This is a genomic window from Hydrogenophaga sp. GW823-FHT04C09 (assembly GCF_058796355.1).
On record NZ_JBXAIO010000013.1, the window covers coordinates 57,213 to 75,971 of the forward strand.

Here is an 18,759-nt window from a genome sequence, read left to right on the forward strand (position 1 = left end):
TATCGAAGTACATCGCGTACGCCGACGTGATGATGGTTTTGTTTGCGAACAGGTGCTGATATGCCCCAAGCTGTTCGTTGATGTCCGTCCGTGTACCTGTGGGCAGGCGCCAACCTCGGGGAGATGATGGCTTACGGTCGTGGTACCCCCCGCGACATGGCCGAAGCGGTGCGCCTGAACCGGTTGGCCCTGGAGAAAAACATGTCGTTGGCCTACCGGCACTTTGGGGCCTTTCATGCGGAAGGTCTGCTGGCGCCTCAGGACCTGGTGCTGGCCCTGGCCTTGGTGACGCGAGCTGAACAGCTGGACAACGACGAAGCCATTCCGCTGGTGAAGGCGTACCGGGAGCGCATGACGCCCGAGCAGATCCGCCAGGCCGAAGCCCTGCTCGCGCGCATGACCGACGGGCCCACGTCTCTCAAGGCGATGGATGACTACCTGGCGGGCCAACGTTGAGCATGGCCTTCTCGCTGATCTTCAACGGTTCGCCCCTGCCTCATGAGGGGCACGACCCAACGGTGCCCTGGTGGAGCTTCACGAAAACCGTGCTGTCGGCCGCGTCGCTGACCTTGGTGCGCGACGGTCTGGTCGGGCTTGACGATGCGGTACTCGAAGGCCCGTTCACGCTGCGCCATCTCCTGCGGCACGAGGCCGGGCTGGCGGACTATGGCGAGCTGCCCGACTACCACGCCGCCGTGGCGCGCCATGAGGCGCCCTGGCCGGCGGGTGAGATGCTGCAGCGCCTGGATGCCAGCCGTCTGCGGTATGAGCCCGGAACCGGTTGGCGGTACTCGAATGTGGGTTACCTGTATGTCGCGCGGCTCATCGAGCGCGTGACCGGCCTCGCGCTGCAAGACGCGCTGGTGCAGCGGGCGCTGGCGCCGCTGGGTGTGGCGGGTGCTCTTCTCGCGAAAACGCCAGCGGATGTGGCGGGCCTGGCCTACCACCCGGGCTGGGTCTATCACGGCCTGCTGGTGGGCCCGCTGTCGGGCGCGGCGCGGTTCCTGGACGGTCTGCTGGCCGGGCAGCTGCTGCCCGATGCGCTGTTGCGCGAGATGCAGACGGCGCGCCACCTGGGCGGGGCCATCCCCGGGCGGCCGTGGACGTCGGCGGGTTATGGCCTGGGGCTGATGCAGGGCACCGTGGACGCGGGACTCACGGTGGCCGGGCACACCGGCGTCGGGCCGGGCAGTGTGGTGGCGGTCTACCGTTGCGCCCAGGGTGCCCGTTCGGCGACCTGCGCGGTGTTTCATGCGGGGGCCGACGAAGGCCGCGCGGAGAGAGACGTGGTCGATCGTCTCTCGCGGTGCTTGGCGCGCTGAGGCCGGCCGGGCGGCGCCCGAGGGTCTCGGTTACCGAGCCAACACCGTCCCCCGGCACTCCCCGAACCCGATGCGCCGGAACCCCGCGCGCTCGCAGTGCGCGCGCAGCACGATGGTGTCGCCGTCCGCGAGAAAGCCCAGGGTCTCGCCGTTGGCGAGCGTCAAGGGGCGCTGGCCGCCTTGCGTGAGCTCGAGCAGTGAGCCGCCCTGTTCGGGCGCGGGGCCCGAGAGCGTGCCGCTGCCCAGCAGGTCGCCGGCCCGCAGGTCGCAGCCGTTGACGGTGTGGTGGGTCACCAGCTGCGCGGCGGTCCAGTAGGCGTCGGTGAAGTTGGACCGGCTGAGCCGCTCGGCCGCATGGCCGGCTGCGCGCATGGCGGCGGTCTGCACCCAGGCTTCCAGCGCGATGTCGATCGCGCCTTGTTCGCGGTTGCTGGCCGAGTCCAGGTAGGGCAGTGGGGCCGGGTCGCCGTCGGGCCGCGTGAAGGCCTGGCGGTAGGGCGCGAGCGCTTCCAGGGTGACGATCCAGGGCGAGAGCGTGCTGGCGAAGTTCTTCGAGAGGAAGGGGCCCAGGGGCTGGTATTCCCAGGCCTGGATGTCGCGCGCGCTCCAGTCGTTGAGCAGCACGATGCCGAAGAGGTGGTCTTCCGCGTCTTCGATGGCGATGGGCTCGCCCTGCTGGCTGGGCTGGCCGATGACCAGGCCGAGTTCGAGTTCGTGGTCCAGCCGCTTGGTGGGTTGCAGCGTGGGCGCGGCGCCGTTGCCGGGGCTCAGCTGGCCCATGGGGCGCTTGAATTCATCGGGGCTCACGCGCAGCGTGGAGGCGCGGCCGTGGTAGCCGATGGGCACCCACTTGTAGTTGGGCAGCAGCGGGTTGTCGGGCCGGAACAGCTTGCCCACGGTGGTGGCGTGGTGGATGCCGGTGTAGAAGTCGGTGTAGTCGCCCACGTCGCAGGGCATGCCCATGCGCACGCCGGCCTGCGGGTGCAGCGCGGCTTTGAACGTGGCTTCTTTCGGGCTGCCCTGGCGCAGGCCTTCGCTGAGGGTGCGGCGCAGGGCCCGCCGTTGTTCGGGTGCGAGCGCCAGCAGGCGCGCCATGTCGCTGTGGTCCAGCACACCGGCGCGTTGCAGGTCGAGCACCTGGTCGCCGATCGCCACGCCGATGCGCCAGCCGGGTTCATCGCCCACGGTGAACCGGCCGTAGGGCAGGTTCTGGATGGGGAAGTCGGTGCCGGGTTCGTTGGCGGACGCCAGCCAGCTCTGCAGGCCGGCGCCGTGGGTGTCGTCGATGCGGTGCGCTGCCATGGGGCTTTACTCCACCTGGATGTTCTGGCGCTTGATGACCGCGCCCCATTTCTGGGTCTCGGCCTTCATGAAGGCGGCGAACTGCTCGGGCGTGCCGCCGGCGGGCCGCAGCGATTGTTCTTCCAGGAACTTCTGGAACTCGGGCGACTTCAGCGCGGCGTTCACGCCGCCGTTGAGCTTGCTGACCACGTCGGCCGGCACACCGGCGGGCGCAAGCAGGCCGACCCAGGAGGTGGCCTCGAAGCCGGGGTAGGTGTCGCTCACGGGTGGCACGTCGGGCAGCGCGGCGATGCGCTCGCGCGTGGTCACGGCCAGGGCGCGCATCTTGCCGGCGCGGATGTGGGCCAGCACCGAGGTGACGCTGACGAACATCACCTGCACCTGGCCGCCGAGCACGTCGGTGATGGCGGGTGCGCCGCCCTTGTAGGGCACGTGGTTGAACGAGGCACCCGAGGTGGCCTTGAAGAGTTCGGTGGTGAGGTGGTTGGAGCTGCCCGCGCCGGTGGAGGCGTAGTGCAGGGTGTCGGGCTTGGCCTTGGCCAGGTCCACGAGTTCGCGCAGGCTCTTGGCCGGCACCGAGGGGTGCACCACCAGCACCAGCGGCGAGGTGGCGATCAGCGCGATGGGCTTGAGGTCCTTGTCGGAATCGAAGCTGAGCTTGTAGAGCAGCGGGTTGACGGCGTGCGTGTCGAAGGCGGTGAGCAGGGTGTAGCCGTCGGCCTTGGAACGCGCGACCTGGGCCGCGCCGATGGATCCGCCCGCGCCGGCCTTGTTCTCCACCACCAGGGTCTGGCCCAGGCTGGCGCTGAGTTCGGTGCCGAGCTTGCGCGTCACGTTGTCCACGATGCCGCCGGCCGGGAAGGGCACGATCACCTGGATGGTCTTGTTCGGGTAGGCGCCCGACTGCGCGCTGGCGGCCAGCGGCAGGCCACCCACGGCCAGGGCGATGGCACCGGCCATCACGGTGCGGCGGCGGGTGGAAGGAAGGGAAGCGTGACTCATGTTGTCTCCAGAGAGGGGAAAGAAAGAGAGAAGGGGGATGTCAGTCGTTGAGCACCGCGACCGCGCGCACCCAGCCGGCCGAGCCGTGTTTGATCTTGATGGGGAAGCAGCTGATGTCGAAGCCGTGCGAGGGCAGCTGGTCGAGGTTGGAGAGCTTCTCCATCTGGTAGTAGCCGATGTCGCGGCCGGCCTTGTGGCCTTCCCAGATGATGGAAGGGTCGCCGTCGCGCTCGAAGCGTTCGACCACGAACTTGAAGGCCGCGTCCCAGCTGTAGGAGTCGGTGCCGACCACGCGCACGCCGCGCTCCAGCAGGTAGAGCGTGGCCGCGCGGCCGAAGCCGCAGGCGCTCTCCCAGTAGTCCTCCTGGCCCTGGCGCGCGCCGGCGCGGGTGTTGGCCACCACGATGTCCAGCGGCTGCAGCTCGTAGTTGATGCGCTTGAGCTCGGCTTCGATGTCCTGCGGCGTGACCACGTAGCCGGCCTCGAAGTGGCGGAAGTCGAGTTTCACGCCGGGGCGCAGGCACCAGTCCAGCGGCACCTCGTCGATGCCGGGGGCGGGGCGGCCGCCTTCCTGCAGCGCGTGGTCGGTGGTGGGGTGGTAGTGCCAGGGCGCGTCCATGTGCGTGCCGGCGTGGGTGGAGAGCGAGATCTTTTCCACCGCCCAGGCCTTGCCTTCGGGCAGCGAGTCGGGGCCGATGCCGGGGAACAGCTTGGAGAACAGCTCCCACGACTGGTCGTGGTCGGCGTACTGGATCTGCGGGCGGTGGTGGGCCGGCGAGGTGGGCTTGTCTTCCAGCGTGACGGAGAGGTCGATGATGCGGCGGGGCATGGGGGCTTGCTTACGGTGAGGAGGGGGAAGAAGGCGAGGCGGGCCGCGCGCGCAGGCCGGCGACCACGAAGGCCACCAGCTGGCGCACGATGGTTTCGGGGTCGTCGGTGTCGCACAGGCCGCCCGAGAGGCGGTTGAGCCGGTGGTAGGCCGCGTCCGCGTCGGACACGATGTAGTGCATGGCGCCGATGGCGAAGGCGTAGCGCCAGAACGCGTCCTGCCGGCTCAGGCCGGGCTCGGCGTCCATCAGGGCCTGCACGAACAGCAGGGCGGTGCTGTCGTACTGCTGGAACAGCGCGCTGTTCGTGAACTCGCTGGGCAGCGCGCGCGCCTGCAGGATCAGGCGCGTGAGCAGGCGGCCGTCGCCCGTGGCGTCGGCGCTCAGGCGGATCGGGGGCGCCAGCAGCGCTTCCACCACGTGCTCGAGCGTGCGGCCGGGGCCGTCGGGTTGCTGCGCCAGCATCTCCATGCGCAGCTGGTTCACCGGGTCGGCCACGGTCTGCAGCACCTCGCGGATCAGCGCTTCCTTGGAGCCGAAGTGGTAGTGGATCGCCGCCACGTTGGTCTCGCTCGCGGTGGTGATCTCCTTGAGCGAGGCGGCCTCGAAACCGCGCGTGGCGAAGACGCGCAGCGCGGCCATCACGATCTTGGAGCGCGTCGAGTCCTTGGGTTTGGGGGCAGGGGTGTTCATGTGAAATTCAAATTTCAATTTGAAATGTAGATTTGAAGTCTGGTCGGAGGCATTGGTACAAACCCTAGGTCGGCGGGGAATGCGGGCCGCATCTCCGAGGCGGATTCTCATCAAACGAGAATGCAAATTGACCGGTCCCAGGGCGCGGCGCCACCATCCCGACCCTCACACCGCTTCCCATTCGATACTGGAGACCCCATGAAACCTACCCGCATCCTGGCGCGCACCCTGGCCGCCCTCAGCCTGGGCGCCGCGAGCGCCGCCTGGGCCGGCCCTTTCCAGGGCGGCATCGTCACGCTGATCACGCCGGCCTCCTCGGGCAGCTCGTTCGACAACGCCGCGCGCGCCCTGGCCGACGGCCTGGCCAAGACCTGGGGCATCCCGGTCGTGGTGAACAACCGCCCCGGCGCCGCCACCATCCTGGCCACCAGCGTGGCGGCCAAGGCCGCGCCGGACGGCCGCACGATCCTGCTGTCCGTCACGCCCACGATCCAGGCACCCTTCCTCTCCACCAAGCTCGACTACGACCCGGTCACCAGCTTCGCGCCGGTCGCGCAGATGTTCGACGCGCGCCTGTGGCTGGCGGTGAACACCCAGGTGCCCGCGCGCACCGTCAAGGAGTTCGTGGCGCTGGCCAAGGCGCCGAACGCGAAGTTCGCCTACTCCTCGCCGGGCAACGGCTCCACGCCGCACCTGAACGCGAGCCAGCTCGCGCACCAGGCCAAGATCGAGATGCTGCACGTGCCCTACAAGGGCGTGGCGCCGGCCGTGGTGGATCTGGCCGCCGGCATGGTCACCGCCACCTTCGCGAGTTATTCCGATTTGGTGCCGCACGTGCAGAGCGGGCGCGTGCGCATCCTCGCCAGCACCGGCGCCGAGCGCTCGCCGCTGAGCCGCGACGTGCCCACGATGAAGGAGGCCGGCTACGCGGACTTCGAGACCGTGGGCTTCGGCGGCCTGGTGGTGCCGGCCGGTACACCGCAGCCGCTGGTGGACGAGATCTCGCGCGACGTGATCAAGGTGCTGGCCCAGCCCGAGGTCAAGGGGCGCCTGATCACGCTCGGCCTCGAACCGCACAGCCAGGGCCCGGCCGAGTTCGGCAAGCTGATCGTGGCGCAGACCGCCTACTGGAAGAAGGTGATCAAGGACGCCGACGTCAAGCCCGAATGAAAGTCCCCACCATGACCGCACCCCGCCTCGAACACTCCCACCACCTGCGCTTCGTCGGTGACTGGGGCCAGGCCAATTTCCACCGCATCTGCTCCTGGCTGTGCGAAGAGTTCTGCAAGCGCAGCGGCCCACGCAGCCGCGTGGCGATCTGGAGCATCCGCGCCGGTGGCATCGAGGCCATCGACCTGGTGGAGGAAGGCGAGGCCGATCTGTGCATCGTCACGCCGGCCATGCTCATGCCCGCCGCGCTCGACGGCCGCCTGATCTTCCAGGGCCGCGCCGCGCCACACCTGCGCGCCCTGGCCGTGCTGCCGCAGAACGACCGCATGGTGCTGGCCCTGCGGCCGGACCTGGGCATCCGCAGCTTCGAGGAGCTGCGCCAGAAGAAGCCGGCACTGCGCCTCGCGACCTCGCGCAACGACGGCACCAACTTCATCGGCTACGTGGCGCGCCTGTTCATGCAGGCGCACGGCATCGACGACGCCACCTTCGCCAGCTGGGGCGGCCGCTACGTGGAAGACTCCAACCCGCGCGAAAGCCTGCAGCGCATGCAGGACGGCGAGGTGGACGGCGTGCTGCAGGAAGCGATCATGACGCCCTGGTGGTCCGACATCGTCGAGACCGGCAAGGTGGTGCCGCTGCCGTCGGAAGAGGCGGTGCTGCAGCAGCTCCAGAAGGACTACGGCTTCGGCCGCAACGACCTGCCGGCCGGCTACTGGCCTTCGCTGCAGACCTCGCTGCCCGCGCTCGATTTCTCGGACTTCCTGATCCTGGTGCGCGACGACATGCCCGACGACATCGCCCACCTGCTGACCTGGTGCCTGGTGGAAACGCGCGCGGCCATCGAGCGCCAGTACCGCCACCTGCCGCCGCAGCGCAGCCCGCTGAGCTACCCGCTGGTGCCCTCGGCGATGGCGCGGACCTCGATCGCCCTGCACCCGGGCGCGCGCCGCTACTACGAGGCCGCGGGCCACCTCTGAGCCTTGCGCGCAGCGCCCTCGCTCAGGGCGCGCGCATGTGTTGCACCGCGCGGCGCACCATGTCGCAGAAGTACTCCGCCGCCGGCGTGGGCGGCAGGCCGGCGCGGCGCACCAGGCACACCGGCGGCGCGGGCAGGGGCTCGCGCACGTCGATGCGCGCCAGCAGCGGCGCCAGCGACTCCGACTGGATCCACTGCACCGGCAGCATCATCAGCAGGTCGGAGTTCGCCAGCGCCACCATGAAGGTGAGCGCCGAGTGCGCCTTCATCACCAGCCGGGGCGCCGGCAGCCCGTTTTGCGCGAACAGCGGGCCCAGCTCTTCTTCCGCGTTGTGCGTGATCGAGGTCGTGATCCATTCCGCGTCCACCAGCTCGCGCAGCGAGCGCGCCTGCGCCAGCGGGTGGCCCTTTCGGCTCACGATGGTGCGCGTGTTGTCGAACAGCTTTTCCACCTGCAGCGCCGAGACCACGTCGGCCGGGGCCGGGCCGATGTAGAGGTCCAGGCTGCCGTCGAGCAGGCCGGGCTCGCTGCCCGGGTACACCGCGTCCACGATGTCGATCTGCACCTGGGGGTAACGCGCGCGGAACGCGCCGAGTGCAAACGGCAGCAGGGCGATGTGCGCCACGCTGGACATGGCCACCGCGAGGTTGCCGTGCACCTCGCCGCGCAGCTGGTCCAGCTCTTCCGTGGCGCGGCGCAGGTCGTGCATGGCGCAGGCCACGCGCTTGTGGAAGGCCGCGCCCATGTCGGTCAGCACCACGCCGGTGGAGCGCCGCTCGAACAGCACCACGCCGAGTTCCTTCTCCAGTTCCTTGATGCTGTGGCTCAGCGCGGGCTGCGCGCTGCCGAGCTGGCGCGCCGCCGCGCGCAGGCTGCCGCGCTCGGCCACGGCGAGGAAATCCCGCAAGGCGTTGAACTTCATGCCGCGCCGCCCGGGGTGATCGAAAAAACATATCGCATCCCGCAATTCTCCGTCTTTTCCGATTCGCGGTGGCTGCCTACGATGCGGCCGCATGAAGACCTCGCCCCCCGTGATTCCCCGCGTGCTCATCGTCGGCGCCGGCCCCGCCGGCCTGGCCCTGGCCATCGAGCTGGGCCAGCGCCGCATCCCCTGCCTGCTGCTGGAGCGCAACGACCGCGTGGGCTACGCGCCGCGCGCCAAGACCACCAACGTGCGCACCCGCGAGCACCTGCGGCGCTGGGGCATCGCGCCGCAGCTGCGCGCGGCCTCGCCGCTGGGCGTGGACTACCCGTCCAACGTGGTGTTCTGCACCCGCCTCTCGGGCCACGAACTCACGCGCTTCGAGAACGCCTTCTTCTGCGCGCCGGGCCGCAACCCGCTCTACGCCGAGCACGCGCAGTGGATCCCGCAGTACAGCTTGGAAGAGGTGCTGCGCGCCCACGCCCAGACGCTGCCGGGCGTGGAAATCCGCTTCAACAGCGAGGTGCTGGCCTTCGAGCAGGATGCGCAAGGCGTGCACGTCACGGTGCGCGACCTCCAGCGCGAGGACACCTACACCGTCTCCGCCGACTACCTGGTGGGTGCCGACGGCGCGCGCAGCCTGGTGCGCGAGGGCATGGGCGCGAAGCTGGAAGGCCAGTACGGCCTCTCGCGCAACTACAACATCGTGTTCCACGCGCCGGGCCTGGCGCAGGCCCACGCGCTGGGGCCGGCCATCATGTACTGGCAGATCAATGAAGACGTGCCCAGCCTGATCGGCCCGATGGACCGGGGCGACACCTGGTTCTTCATGCCCACCGGCGTGCCCGCTGACTTCCGGCTCGACGCCGAGGGCAGCGCGGCGCTGATCCGCCGCGCCACCGGCATCGACCTGCCCTACCGCGCGCTGTCCACCGACGAATGGGTGGCCAGCCGATTCCTGGGCGACAACTACCGCGACCGGCGCGTGTTCCTGGTCGGCGATGCCTGCCACCTGCACCCGCCCTTCGGCGGCTACGGCATGAACATGGGCGTGGCCGACAGCGTGGACCTGGGCTGGAAGCTCGCGGCCGTGCTGGCGGGCTGGGGCGGCGAGGCCTTGCTGGACAGCTACATGGCCGAGCGCCGCCCGGTGCACCAGATGGTGCTCGACGAGGCCGTGGCCAACCACGCGCTGCTGGGCAACCAGCTCGCGCGCGCCGGGCTGGACGCCGACGACCCGGCCGGCGCGGCCCTGCGCGAGGACGTGGGCGCGCGCATCCAGGCCGCCAAGTCGCGCGAGTTCACCACGCTGGGTGTGGTGCTCGGCTACCGCTACGAGGACTCGCCCGTGATCGCCCACGACGGCAGCCGCGCGCCGCAAATGGACTACCTGAACTACGTGCCGTCCAACCGGCCCGGCGCGCGCGCGCCGCACGCCTGGCTGCACGACGGCAGCTCGCTGTACGACCACTTCGGCGAAGGCTTCACTCTGCTCGCGCACGCCGACGTGCCCGAGACCGTGGTGCAGGCCGTGCGCGAGCGCCTGCGCGCCGCGGGCGTGCCGCTCACCGTGCTGCGCCCGGCCTGGGGCGCGTTCGCCGAGCTCTACCCGACCCGGCTCACGCTGGTGCGGCCCGACCAGCACGTGGCCTGGCGCGGCGATGACTGGCCCGACGCGCCGGACGCGCTGGTGGCGCGCATCACCGGCCACACCCTCGTGGCTTCCCCTCGACAGAAGGCCCTCGCATGAACACCCGCCTGCCCGCCGCGGTGCATTCGGTGCACCGCTTCACCTTCACCGTGCCCGACCTGGCCGAGGCCGAGCGCTTCTACACCTGCTTCGGCCTGGACGTGCGGCGCGACGGCGACCGCCTGCTGCTGCGCACCTTCGGCCACCCTCACGTCTGGGCGCACGTGCTCGAAGGCGGCGAGCGCAAGCGCCTGCAATATGTGGCCTACGGCATCCACGCCGACGACGTGGAGACCTTCGCCGAGCGCATCGCGGCGCAGGGCCGCGCGGGCGAGCCGCACCCGCTGGCGCAGGAGCCGGGGCTGTGGCTGCGCGACCCCGATGGCCTGGCGCTGCAGCTGGTGGTCGCGCCCAAGGTCTCGCCCTCCGCACCCTCGGTGCCCCGGCCGCCGGTGCCCGCCGTGCCCGGCCAGGGCCAGGCCTCGCCGCGCAGCCGGCTCGGGCCCGTGCGGCCGCGTTACCTCTCGCACATCCTGCAGTTCACGCCCGATGTGCTGGGCATGCTGGCCTTCTGTTCATCGATGCTCGGCCTGCGCCTGTCGGACCGCTCGGGCGACGTGATCGCCTTCCTGCACACGCCGCACGGTAGCGACCACCACCTGGTGGCCTTCGCGAAATCCCACGGCCCCGGCCTGCACCACAGCAGCTGGGACGTGCCTTGCCTCGACGAGGTGGGGCAGGGCATGGACCAGATGCGCAGCGCCGGCTACGGCGACGGCTGGGGCGTGGGCCGGCACGTGCTCGGCTCCAACTATTTCAACTACGTGCAAGACCCCTGGGGCAGCTTCTGCGAGTACTCGGCCGGCATCGACCACGTGCCCGCCGGCCTGGACTGGCCCGCCGCCGACCACCCCGCCGAGGACGCGCTGTTCGTCTGGGGCCCGGCCGTTCCCACCCACTTCATCACCAACCACGAGATCCCATGAGACTGATTGCCTTCCAAGACGAGAACGGCGCCGCGCGCCTGGGCGCGCGCGTGAACGACCACACCCTGCTGGACCTCACCGCGGCCGGCCTGCCCGATTCGCTCGACGAGCTGCTGCGCCAGGGCGAGGCGGGTTTTCGCGCGGCGCGCGCGGCCATCGAGCGCTGCCAGCACGCGCGCCCGCTCGCCGGCCTCATTTACCTGCCGCCGGTGCTGGAGCCCGCCAAGGCCTTCGCGATCGGCCTGAACTACGTGGACCACGCGACCGAAAGCCACTTCGAGAAACCGAAGCACCCGGTGATCTTCCACCGCTACCCCTCGTCCTGGGTCGCCCACGGGCAGCCGCTGGTGCGGCCGCACGTGTCGGCGCAGTTCGACTACGAGGCCGAGCTGGTGGCGGTGATCGGCAAGGGCGGCCGCTACATCCGCCAGGAAGACGCGCTGGACCACGTCGCGGGGTACACGCTGTTCAACGACGGCTCCCTCCGCGACCACCAGTTCCGCTCCAACCAGTGGATGATGGGCAAGAACTTCGACCGCAGCGGGGGCTTCGGCCCCGAGTTCGTGAGCGCCGACGAACTGCCCCCGGGCGCGCACGGCCTGCGCCTGCAATGCCGGCTCAACGGCCAGGTGGTGCAGGACGCCAACACGCGCGACATGATCTTCGACGTGGCCACGCTGGTGGCCGCCTGCTCGGAGGCCATGGCCCTGGTGCCGGGCGACCTCATCATCACCGGCACGCCCGCCGGCGTGGGCCTGGCGCGCAAGCCGCCGCTGTGGATGAAGCCGGGCGACGTGTGCGAGGTGGAGGTCGAAGGCGTGGGGGTGCTGCGCAACCCCATCGTGGACGAGCGATGATTGCCGACCCCGTTTCTCAGCATCCGAGAAACGGGTTTGACCCCGGCCGCCCCGGTGGGCATGCTCCCACCGTGCTGTTTTCCTTCACGCAATTTCCATGTCAGGCAGAAACCCCATGAAGCTGGTCCGCGAACACATCGATGCCTTTCCCTTCGATGCGCCGCCCTATGTGCTGGAGCGCCGCGAAGCGCTGTTGCTCGCCGATCCGCTGCCGTCCCCGATGAAGCGGGCGCGCGAGTACCCGCCGATCGAGGTGGCGCACCTCGGCGCGGCCTACGTGGAGCGCGCCTTCGCGCCGCCCGTGGGTGTGTACGAGAGCGCGGACATCCGCATCGAATGGCAGAACATGAACGGCCGCCAGCCCTTCTACCACCGCAACACCGGCGTGGACGAGCTGTCGTTCCAGGTGTGCGGCGAGCGCACCCTGATCACCGAACTGGGCACGGTGGAACTGCGGCCGGGTGACTTCTCGCGCATCCCCAACGGCGTGGCGCACGACAACTTCGGCCGGCACGACGTGCACCTGCTGTTCTACGTGCCCGGCCCGGTGCGCGAGCTCGTGCCCTTCAGCCGCCAGGCCGAGTACCTGAGCACGCCCTTCCCCGGCTGGACGCCGGCCGTGATCAACGAGCTCACCACCGAAGGCGTGGGCGGCCCGGGCCAGGACCTCGCGCTCTCGCCGGTCGACGAGACCCTGCTGCTGCAACACGCCGAGCACGACGCCGAGCGCATCCAGGTGCTGCACCCCGAGGGCGAGGGCCTGCAATGGCTGTACCGCAGCGCGGCCGTTGCCATCGGCCGCTCGCGCAAGGCCTCGGACGACGGCGCCGTGTACACGCGGCACCGCGACGCCTGCGAGGTGCAGTATCAGATCCAGGGCGAGCGCACCCTGGTCACGCAGCGCGGCAGCGTGCACCTGGTGCCGGGCGACTTCGTGCAGATCCCGCGCGGCATCGCCTTCACCAGCCTGCACAGCGGCCCGAGCGAACACCTGGCCCTGGCCAGCACCCTGCCGATCCCGCAGGTGGCGCCGGCCCTGCGCCAGGGCACGCGCCTGCCGGCCGACGAGCTGGCCTGGCTGCGCGGCGCCTGAGCGCTTCAGAACCAATCACAACAAGGAGACAGACATGTCAACGATGATGGCCGCGCGCGCCCACCAGGGTGCGCGCGAACTCAGCCTGGAGACCCTGCCCGTGCCCACGCCGGGCGACGGCGAGGTGCTGGTCAAGGTGGCGTCGGCCGGCATCGCGCCCGGCATGATGAAGCTGCTCGAAATGGGCCGCTTCAAGCACCTGCCCACCACGCCGGGCCACGAGATCGCCGGCACCGTGGTGGCGCTGGGCCGTGGGGTGGACGCCGCCTGGCAGGACGCGCGGGTGCGCGTGCACCCCATGCTCTCGTGCGGCCAGTGCGACTACTGCCGCTCGGACCGCCAGCAGATGTGCAACGACGCCGCCATGATGGGCCACGCCGGCTTCGGCCGTGGCCCGATGGCGCTGTACGCGAAGTACCACAACGGCGGCCTGGCCGAGTACGCCTGCGTGCCCGCCGACCTGCTGGACCGCCTGCCCGCGCATGTCAGCTTCGACGTGGGCGCCAAGGTGCACGACCTGGCCAACGCGGTGCGCGCGCTCAAGGGCGCGGCCTTGCCCGCCACCGGCCGCCTGGTCATCACCGCCGCCACCGGCACCATGGGCACGGCCAGCATCAAGCTCGCGCGCTTCTACGGTGCGCGCGAGCTGGTGCTGGTGGGCCGCTCGCGCGAGCGGCTCGAAGCCCTGCGCCCGCTGGCCGGCGATCTGCCGGTGCAGCTCGCGGTGCTCGACGAACTCGCGCCCGACTGGGCCGAGACGCAAGGCCTCACCAAGCGCCTGCGCGAACTCATGCCACGCGGCGCCGACGCCGTGCTCGACTACTTCCCCGACGGGCCGGGCTCGGCGCAGGCCGCCTCGGCCATGGCCCAGGGCGCCAGCTTCGTGCACATGGGCGGCAGCAACGCCGCGCTGCCCTTCGCGCTGCGCGACATGATGATCTTCTGCTGGCGCTTCGTCGGCACGCGCGCCTGCACCCGCTCCGACACCGACGAAGTTCTGGCCCTGCTGGCCGACCAGCGCCTCGACGCGGAAGACCTCATCACCCACCGCTTCGGCCTGCAGCAGGTCAACGAGGCGCTGGAAGCCACCCGCACCCGCACCCTGCCCATCTGGATGGCGGTGGTGAAACCCTGACCCTTTCCACCGGAGATTGAATTGCAAGACCAGACCCCCTGGATCACCGTGCCGACCGCCGCCGGCCCCATGCAGACCTACGTGGCGCGCCCCGCCGCGCCCGCCACGCGCGCGGTCATCGTGCTGCAGGAAGCCTTCGGCGTGAACCCGCACATCCAGGACATCGCGCGGCGCTTCGCCGCGCAGGGCTTCCTGGCCCTGGCGCCCGACCTGTTCCACCGCAGCGGCACGCGCGAACTCGCCTACGCGCAGCACAGCGAGGCCGTGGCCCTGATCTCGCAGATCGGCGTGTCGCCCATCCTCGAAGACGTGCAGGCCGTGCTCGCGCACCTCCAGGCCGCGGAGCAGATCGAGGCCGGCCGCACCGCCGTGGTGGGCTTCTGCTTCGGCGGCCGCGCCGCCTTCACCGCCGCCACGCGCCTGCCCGATCTGGGCGCGGCCGTGGTGTTCTACGGGCCGGGCATCGCCGCCGGCCCTCACGCCACGCTGGGCGAGGCGGGCGCCATCCGCGCGCCGCTGCTGTTGCACGTGGGCGCGGAAGACCCGACCATCCCGCCCGCGCAGGTGCAGGCCATCGATGACGCGCTGCAGGCCGCCGGTGTGCGCTTCGCGCAGCACGTGTACCCGGGCGCCGGGCACGCCTTCCTGTGCGACGCGCGCCCCGCCATGTACCGCGAAGGCGCGGCGGCCCAGGCCTGGCAGCGCACACTGGATTTCCTGAATACCGAGCTGCCTCCCGGACAATGAGCGCATGTGCCCACCCTCCACTTCCCTGGCCGCTGCCCTCGATGACGTGAAGCGCGCGCCGCTGCCCCCGGGCGACGGCCTGCTCGCGGACCTGGTCTGCGCCAACCACATCCTCTACGACCAGGGCGTGGTCGATGCCTTCGGCCACGTCAGCGTGCGCCACGACCGCGACCCCGAGCGTTTCCTGCTCGCGCGCAACATGGCGCCCGGCCAGGTGGGCGCATCGGACATCGTCTCGTTCACGCTCGACGGCGAGCCCATCGACGCGGGCGGGCGGCGCGTCTACATCGAGCGCTTCATCCACGCCGAAATCTACCGCGCGCACCCGCAGGTGCAGGCCATCGTGCACAGCCACTCGCCGGCCATCGTGCCGCTGACCATCTCGCGCGGCACGCCGCTGCGCGCGGTGTTCCACATGGCCGGCTTCATCGGCACCGGCGCGCCGGTGTTCGAGATCCGCGACGTGGTGGGCGACGGCAGCGACCTGCTGGTGCGCGACGGCCGCATCGGCGCCGCGCTGGCGCGCCAGTTCGAGGGCCATCCCATCGTGCTCATGCGCGGCCACGGCAGCACCGTGGTGGGCGAGAGCCTGAAGCAGGTGGTGTACCGCGCGGTCTACGCCGAGGTGAACGCGCGCGTCCAGACCACCGCCCTGGGTCTGGGCGAGGTGAGCTACCTGAGCGAGGCCGAGTGCGCCTCGTGCATGAGCAGCCACGAGGCCCAGGCCGAGCGGCCCTGGGCGCTGTGGAAGGAAGAGGCCCGGCGCCGGCGCGCCTGAGCCATCTGGGTTCTCATTTCTCAGGAAACGAGAAACGGTTTTGACCGGCCGGCACCCGATGTCCATGATCGACCCACTCGATCTCGAAAGGACATCCATGGAAATCGGAGCGCACCTCGCGCGACTCGAACTCACCGCCAGCGACCCGGCCGCGCTGGCCGGCTTCTACGCCCGCACCTTCGGTTTCGCGGTCTCGCACCAGGGCGATGCCCACGTGTGCCGCGCGCCCGAACGCGAACTCGTGCTGCGGCCCGGCGAAGGCGGCCAGCTGCACCTGGCCTGCTTCCGCTTCGACACGGCCGCTGCCTTGCTCGCGCACCGCGCGCAGTTGCAGGCGCGCGGCGTGGCCCTGCAGGAGGTGGGCGAGAGCGCCCACACCGTGCTCGACCCCGAAGGCCGCCGCATCCGCTTCGAGCACGGCCCGGCCGCGCCCGCCGCGTCCACCGCCGACGGCCTGCCGAGCGCGCGGCTGCAGCACTTCGCGGTGCGCACGCCCGACCCCGCCGCGCTGCTGGCCTTCTACACCGAGCAACTCGGCTTCGTGCTGTCGGACCGCGTGCGCGACGAGGCCGGCGCCATCACGGCGGCCTTTCTGCGCACCGACGCCGAGCACCACGCCATGGCCATCTTCCGCGCGCCGCTGGCGCGCTTCGACCACTTCTCGTGCGAGGCGCAGGACTGGGCCGCGCTGCGCGACTGGGCCGACCACATGGCCGACGCCGGCTTCCCGCTGGCCTGGGGCGTGGGCCGGCACGGGCCGGGCAACGACACCTTCTTCATGCTCAAGGACATGGACGGCAACATGGCGGAGATCTCCGCCGAGCTGGAGGTCTGCGAGCCCGGGCGCGCGGTCGGCGAATGGCCGCACCAGCCCTCAACCCTCAACCGCTGGGGTGTGGCCATCATGCGAAGCTAGCCCCACCGACTTGCCCTTTCAGGAGCGCCACCCATGACCACCACCGCCAAGGCCTTGCAGGTTCTTCGCCTGTTCAAGCAGGGGTTCAAGCACGTGCGCGCGGTGGACGTGGAGACCGAGCTGCGCATCTCCACCGCCACGGCCTACCGCTACCTCGCCGACCTGGAGGAGGCCGGCCTGATCGAGCGCACCTCGATCGGCCAGTACGTGCTGGGCCCGGAGATCGTGGAGCTCGACCGCCTAATCCGCATCAACGACCCGCTGATCGCGGCCGCCAGCGAGATCATGAAGACGCTGTCGGAGCGCACGGGTGGCGTGGTGCTGCTCAGCCGCCTGCACAGCCGCAAGGTGGTCTGCGTGCACCAGGTGCGCGGGCGCCATGGGCCGCCGCACGTGAGCTACGAGCGCGGCCGGGCCATGCCGCTGTACCGGGGCGCCACGTCCAAGGTGATCCTGGCGCACATGGCGCCCGAAGACCTGCGCGACCTCGTGCGCCACGACACGGCGGCCCTGCGCGAAGCGGGCCTGCCGGGCAGCTTCGACGCGCTGTCGGCGCTGATGGCGCAGATCCGGCGCGACAAGGTCTGTGTGACGGCAGCCGAGGTGGACGCCGAAGCCTGTGGCTGGGCCGCACCGATCCACCAGGGGGAGCTGCTGCTGGGCAGCCTCTCGGTGGTGATGTGGGCCCAGGCACCGAACATCAACCCGCAGCGCGTCGCGGACCACGTCCTGCGAGCGGCGCTGCGCATCGGAGGGCGGCTGGAAACGCCGCGCTAGCAACTTATGTGGATGGATGGAAAAGACCCCGACGTGGTGATCGTCGGCGCGGGTCCGGTCGGGCTCACCCTGGCGAACCTGCTCGGCACGCACGGCGTGCGCACGCTGGTGATCGAACGCAACGCGGCGCTCGAGCCTGAGCCCCGCGCGGTGACGCTGGACGACGAGAGCCTGCGCACGCTGCAGGGCGCCGGCCTGCTGGACGCGGTGCTGAAGGACGTGGTGCTGGGCTACGGCGTGCAGTACCACGACTGGCGCGGCCGGCCCTTCGCGGCGATCCAGCCGACGCGCCAGGAATACGGCTACCCCAAGCGCAACGCGTTTCGCCAGCCGCTGCTGGTGCGAACGCTGTTCGACGGGCTGGCGCGCTTCGAACACGTGGCGGTGAAATTCGGCCACAGCTTCACGTCCTTCGAGCAGGACGCCGAAGGCATCACCGTGCAGGTGCAGGCCGAGGGCGAAGCCCGCCCCGTGCGCGCGCGCTGGCTGGTGGCCTGCGACGGCGGGCGCAGCCCGGTGCGCGAGTTCTGCCAGATCGTGCTCGAAGGCGAGACCTACGCCGAGCGCTGGCTCATCGTGGACCTCGCGGAGCGCACCGTGCCGCTGCGCCACACCAGCACCTACTGCGACCCGAGGCGGCCCACCATCCGCCTGCCGGGGCCGCGCGGCGCGCTGCGCTACGAGTTCATGCTGCGCGAAGGCGACCGCGACGAGGACGTGCTGGACGAGCGCAACTTCCGCGAGTGGATCGCGCGCCGCGTGCCGGCCGACCGCGACCTGCCGCTGGTGCGCAAGGTGATCTACGGTTTCCACGCCCGCGTGGCCACGCGCTGGCGCGAAGGCCGCGTGCTGTTCGCGGGCGACGCGGCCCACCTCACGCCGCCGTTCGCGGGCCAGGGCCTCAACAGCGGCATCCGCGACGCCGCCAACCTCGGGTGGAAACTCGCGGCCGTGTTGCGCGGCAGCCTGCCCGAGTCGGTGCTGCACAGCTACGAGCAGGAGCGGCGCCCGCACGCGGCGGCGCTGATCCAGATGGCCTTGCGCATCGGCCGCGTGATGCAGCCCAAGAGCGTGGTGGGCGCGGCGCTGACCCAGACCGCCCTGCGCGCGGCCTGCCTGTTGCCGGTCTGCCGCGACTACATCCTGCAGCTCAAGTTCAAGCCCAAGCCGCGCTTCGCGCAAGGCTGCTTCCTGCCTTCGCCGAACCTGAGCGCGACCGAGCTCGCGCCCCAGCCCTGGGTGCAGCAGCGCCCGGCGAAAGAGCTGCGGCTGGACGAGGTGCTGGGCGCGGGCTTCTCGGTGATCGGCTGGGACGCGGCCGTGGTGCGCGAGGCCGCGCGCCAGGTGGTGCCCAGCGGCCTGTGCACCGGGCAGGTGGCGCTGGTGCGCAGCGAAGACGATTTTCTCGACACACCCGCGGACGACGGCGGCGCGGTGGTGCGCGTGCGCGATGCGAGCGGCGAACTCGCGGCCCTGCTCGCGCGCTTCGGGGCCGCCGCCCTGGTGCTGCGGCCGGACCGCTACGTCTACGCCGTCGTGCCCCAGCCGGCCTGAGCCTTTCT

General features: G+C 70.8%; 19 protein-coding genes. 14 read left to right on the forward strand and 5 right to left on the reverse strand.

All coding sequences use genetic code 11. From position 1 onward, the window contains the following. Positions 1-156 precede the first annotated feature (156 nt). Both AC1Q9M_RS24895 and AC1Q9M_RS24900 read left to right on the forward strand, forming a co-directional pair. Positions 157-456 carry a hypothetical protein gene (locus tag AC1Q9M_RS24895; RefSeq protein ID WP_492436303.1) on the forward strand — a complete coding sequence of 100 codons (300 nt, stop codon included), beginning with the start codon at positions 157-159 and terminating at the stop codon, positions 454-456. Between the two features lie 2 nt (positions 457-458). After that, positions 459-1,322: a serine hydrolase domain-containing protein gene (locus AC1Q9M_RS24900; RefSeq protein ID WP_492436344.1), complete on the forward strand. Its 864-nt coding sequence runs from the start codon at positions 459-461 to the stop codon at positions 1,320-1,322. Between the two features lie 30 nt (positions 1,323-1,352). Here AC1Q9M_RS24900 and fahA read toward each other — a convergent pair whose 3' ends face one another. Genes fahA through AC1Q9M_RS24920 form a run of 4 tightly spaced genes read right to left on the reverse strand, consistent with a single transcriptional unit; the run spans position 1,353 to position 5,146 of the window. Continuing rightward, positions 1,353-2,624, reverse strand: coding sequence for a fumarylacetoacetase (gene fahA, locus AC1Q9M_RS24905; protein ID WP_492436305.1), 1,272 nt, complete (start codon positions 2,622-2,624; stop codon positions 1,353-1,355). Between the two features lie 6 nt (positions 2,625-2,630). Beyond that, positions 2,631-3,626, reverse strand: coding sequence for a Bug family tripartite tricarboxylate transporter substrate binding protein (locus tag AC1Q9M_RS24910; protein WP_492436307.1), 996 nt, complete (start codon positions 3,624-3,626; stop codon positions 2,631-2,633). 40 nt (positions 3,627-3,666) lie between these two features. Continuing rightward, positions 3,667-4,455 (reverse strand): cyclase family protein, encoded by a 789-nt coding sequence (locus AC1Q9M_RS24915; protein ID WP_444688835.1) that lies wholly within the window; start codon positions 4,453-4,455, stop codon positions 3,667-3,669. Positions 4,456-4,465: 10 nt separating this feature from the next. Beyond that, positions 4,466-5,146, reverse strand: coding sequence for a TetR/AcrR family transcriptional regulator (locus AC1Q9M_RS24920; protein ID WP_492436310.1), 681 nt, complete (start codon positions 5,144-5,146; stop codon positions 4,466-4,468). Between the two features lie 198 nt (positions 5,147-5,344). Here AC1Q9M_RS24920 and AC1Q9M_RS24925 point away from each other — a divergent pair, with 198 nt between their 5' ends. Together AC1Q9M_RS24925 and AC1Q9M_RS24930 are read left to right on the forward strand one after the other, a co-directional pair. After that, positions 5,345-6,316: a Bug family tripartite tricarboxylate transporter substrate binding protein gene (locus AC1Q9M_RS24925; protein ID WP_492436312.1), complete on the forward strand. Its 972-nt coding sequence runs from the start codon at positions 5,345-5,347 to the stop codon at positions 6,314-6,316. An 11-nt stretch (positions 6,317-6,327) separates the two neighbouring features. Further along, complete coding sequence (locus AC1Q9M_RS24930; protein WP_382322477.1) at positions 6,328-7,296, forward strand: TAXI family TRAP transporter solute-binding subunit; 969 nt, start codon at positions 6,328-6,330, stop codon at positions 7,294-7,296. A 22-nt stretch (positions 7,297-7,318) separates the two neighbouring features. Here the strand turns inward: AC1Q9M_RS24930 and AC1Q9M_RS24935 are convergent, their stop codons facing one another. Next, positions 7,319-8,218, reverse strand: coding sequence for a LysR substrate-binding domain-containing protein (locus tag AC1Q9M_RS24935; RefSeq protein WP_444688839.1), 900 nt, complete (start codon positions 8,216-8,218; stop codon positions 7,319-7,321). Positions 8,219-8,309: 91 nt separating this feature from the next. Here AC1Q9M_RS24935 and AC1Q9M_RS24940 point away from each other — a divergent pair, with 91 nt between their 5' ends. The 10 genes from AC1Q9M_RS24940 to AC1Q9M_RS24985 all read left to right on the forward strand — a co-directional run bounded on the left by AC1Q9M_RS24940 (position 8,310) and on the right by AC1Q9M_RS24985 (position 18,751). Next, on the forward strand, positions 8,310-9,968 hold the full coding sequence (locus tag AC1Q9M_RS24940) for an FAD-dependent monooxygenase (protein ID WP_492436315.1): 1,659 nt from the start codon (positions 8,310-8,312) through the stop codon (positions 9,966-9,968). Next, positions 9,965-10,894, forward strand: coding sequence for a VOC family protein (locus AC1Q9M_RS24945; protein WP_492436316.1), 930 nt, complete (start codon positions 9,965-9,967; stop codon positions 10,892-10,894). Before AC1Q9M_RS24940 ends, AC1Q9M_RS24945 begins: the two co-directional genes overlap by 4 nt. Continuing rightward, a complete protein-coding gene (locus AC1Q9M_RS24950; RefSeq protein ID WP_492436317.1) occupies positions 10,891-11,751 on the forward strand; it encodes a fumarylacetoacetate hydrolase family protein in 861 nt (286 codons plus the stop codon). The genes AC1Q9M_RS24945 and AC1Q9M_RS24950 overlap by 4 nt, the downstream gene beginning before the upstream one ends. 115 nt (positions 11,752-11,866) lie before the next feature. Continuing rightward, the gene (locus AC1Q9M_RS24955) at positions 11,867-12,844 is read left to right on the forward strand and encodes a hypothetical protein (RefSeq protein WP_492436319.1); all 978 of its coding nucleotides are present in this window, start codon (positions 11,867-11,869) and stop codon (positions 12,842-12,844) included. Positions 12,845-12,878: 34 nt separating this feature from the next. Beyond that, a complete protein-coding gene (locus tag AC1Q9M_RS24960; protein WP_492436321.1) occupies positions 12,879-13,979 on the forward strand; it encodes an alcohol dehydrogenase catalytic domain-containing protein in 1,101 nt (366 codons plus the stop codon). A 21-nt stretch (positions 13,980-14,000) separates the two neighbouring features. Next, a complete protein-coding gene (locus AC1Q9M_RS24965) occupies positions 14,001-14,726 on the forward strand; it encodes a dienelactone hydrolase family protein (protein ID WP_492436323.1) in 726 nt (241 codons plus the stop codon). A gap of 4 nt (positions 14,727-14,730) precedes the next feature. Next, a complete protein-coding gene (locus AC1Q9M_RS24970) occupies positions 14,731-15,504 on the forward strand; it encodes a class II aldolase/adducin family protein (RefSeq protein ID WP_382322469.1) in 774 nt (257 codons plus the stop codon). Between the two features lie 97 nt (positions 15,505-15,601). Further along, positions 15,602-16,420, forward strand: a complete 819-nt coding sequence (locus AC1Q9M_RS24975) for a VOC family protein (RefSeq protein ID WP_492436325.1) — start codon at positions 15,602-15,604, stop codon at positions 16,418-16,420. A gap of 33 nt (positions 16,421-16,453) precedes the next feature. After that, positions 16,454-17,197: an IclR family transcriptional regulator gene (locus tag AC1Q9M_RS24980; RefSeq protein ID WP_382152621.1), complete on the forward strand. Its 744-nt coding sequence runs from the start codon at positions 16,454-16,456 to the stop codon at positions 17,195-17,197. 12 nt (positions 17,198-17,209) lie between these two features. After that, positions 17,210-18,751, forward strand: coding sequence for a bifunctional 3-(3-hydroxy-phenyl)propionate/3-hydroxycinnamic acid hydroxylase (locus AC1Q9M_RS24985; RefSeq protein WP_492436328.1), 1,542 nt, complete (start codon positions 17,210-17,212; stop codon positions 18,749-18,751). Positions 18,752-18,759: the final 8 nt, after the last annotated feature.